2 protein-coding genes are annotated in these 2,153 nt (G+C 30.6%); both read right to left on the bottom strand.

The genetic code is table 11. The annotated features are described in order from the left end of the window. Positions 1-454: 454 nt before the first annotated feature. Entirely contained in the window at positions 455-1,738 is a 1,284-nt protein-coding gene (locus tag ABZA26_RS13480) for an IS110 family transposase (protein ID WP_372715017.1), read from the bottom strand. 41 nt (positions 1,739-1,779) lie between these two features. Beyond that, positions 1,780-2,153: restriction endonuclease subunit S (locus ABZA26_RS13475; protein ID WP_372715016.1), on the bottom strand; the 374-nt coding region annotated here is incomplete at its 5' end.

Raw genomic sequence — 2,153 nt, 5'->3', positions numbered from 1 at the left:
TTCCTCCCTATTTGTAAATAATTTTTTTTATTAATTTTCCTTGATAACTCAATGTATCTATTAAGTTTTTAATTTTGTTAATTTGACAAATAATTACTTATTTATGGATATTTCATAGTATTTAATACTGAAAACAAGAATTTTTGTATAGCAAACAAACGTCCTCACTATTTTTTTTTGAAGGCCTTATTCCCTCAATATTCTTACAGCAGCAACCCTCCCATATCTAACAGGATCGTCTTATTAAAAGAGTCCTAAATTCCTTCGTTCTGCCTATCCATAAGTTGAGTGTCTTTCTGCTCCTTTGCTGAGTCTTATGCTCTAATGGAAAATTCTCGACTACTAGCTCTTATTTATCTTTTTAGTACTTTTAAAACTAAACTTAGGTATCTTTAAAGATGGACGTTTACCTAATATTAGTTTTTTTCTTTTCTATATTTTAGTTTTTTTTTCCTTATGCTACTTGTTCCAATGTTGGTCTTCGTATATCTAACAATAATTTTTTGCCACTATATTCAATTCCTTTAGTTAAAATCGTAAAGAATATTCTTATGAGTTTACAACAAATGGCTATTACGGCTTGCATTTTCTTTAGTGGCCTATCGGTTCTAGTTATGTAATATTTATATATATCTGAAAATTCTTCATTTTTCCCTATTAATGGCATTGCAGCTCGAAATAGTATAGCTCTGAGTCTGCTTCTGCCCCTTTTACTTATCCTTGTTGAACTATTGTGTTTTCCTGAACTATTTTCTACTAAAGATAATCCAGCATACTTTTGAACCTGTTTAGCGCTTTTAAAACGTTTAATATCCCCTACTTCTGCCACAAAAGCAGTTACAGTAGCTATTCCAACACCTTTGATCTCAAGCAATTTCTTGGTTTCAGGAATTTCATTACATAAATTCTCCGATTCTTCGGTTATCATATCCAATTGTTTGGTTTTGTACTCATAATCCTCTATGATCATTTGGATATCTAATTTAGCCATTTGAGTACCGTTTGTAAATCCGATACTTTGTTTAGCTGCTTCCACTAGCTTTTTAGCTCTACTTAATCCTACTGCTCTTACTTTTTTATCTTTCCATATTTTTAAAATACCTTCAACGCCCAATTCAACAATTTCCTTAGGCAAAGGAGTTTCTTTTAATATCATCAAACCACTTTTTGAATCTATAGCAGAATATGCTAGTTTGTACTCAGGAAAATATATTGAAAACCATCTATGGAGTCTATTTTTAATACCATTTAACTCGTTGACAATCTTTTCTCTACATCTATCTGCAACTCTTAAATCAGCATATATTCCTTCTGGTATATACGGATAACTAAATCGCCCACCGATGACTAATTTCGCGATTACTTTCGGATCTTTGGAGTCATTCTTTGTTTGACTATTATCATCTAATTCCTTAGTTTGCTTGACATGATATGGATTGACCATTGCAATAGTTATATTGTTATTTTTCATATTCTCGCATAAATTAAACCAATAATGACCTGTTGGTTCTAAACCTGCTATTATTTCTGTTTTTTGATGTTTTTGACAAACCTTTTGAAGCCAATCATTAAATTTTTCAAAACCTATTCTACTATTTGCAAACTTAAAGGTTTTTGATAACTCAATTCCCCTCCAATCAAATGCTCTAGCATACTGGGTTGTGCTTCCGATATCGATACCTACTATTAAACTTGATTCTTTCACTTGACTTATTTTGTTATTTTGGTTAAACTTCATTTGGATACCTCCGTAAAATTTTTGGGTTTAGTAGCTTAATTTTACATCGAGGTATCTTTTTTTTTCAACCACTTACTTTTATTATTATACAGGAATGCTCCTTTCAGTGAAATAATAATCTTTTCATTGATTAGGTTTTCTTTCATCTCAAGATATTCTAATGTAGCATTTTTTTCATTCTCAAAGTTTTCTAATAGTTCAACAAATTTATCTTGTTTAGATTTATCAGGTAGAGGTATCTCCACTTCCTCTAAGATTTTCTTATTAACAGCTTTGATGACACTTCCTGATGTGAATTTATCTAAATATCTCATAACATCCTTACTTTGAAGGTACCAAGTTATATATTTAGGGTTACACTTTCTCTTGTCTACTTTTATAATGAAGAATAGCTGATTTGGAATCATATCTTCTA

Source organism: Ilyobacter sp., from assembly GCF_041583315.1.
Lineage (GTDB): Bacteria > Fusobacteriota > Fusobacteriia > Fusobacteriales > Fusobacteriaceae > Ilyobacter.
The sequence above is the reverse complement of the archived record's forward strand: the minus strand, read 5'-3'. Positions and strand labels throughout refer to the sequence as shown.

Coding starts and splice junctions, on each gene's coding strand:
- ABZA26_RS13480 (WP_372715017.1), bottom strand. CDS start 1,738: ATGAAGTTTAACCAAAATAACAAAATAAGTCAAGTGAAAGAATCAAGT.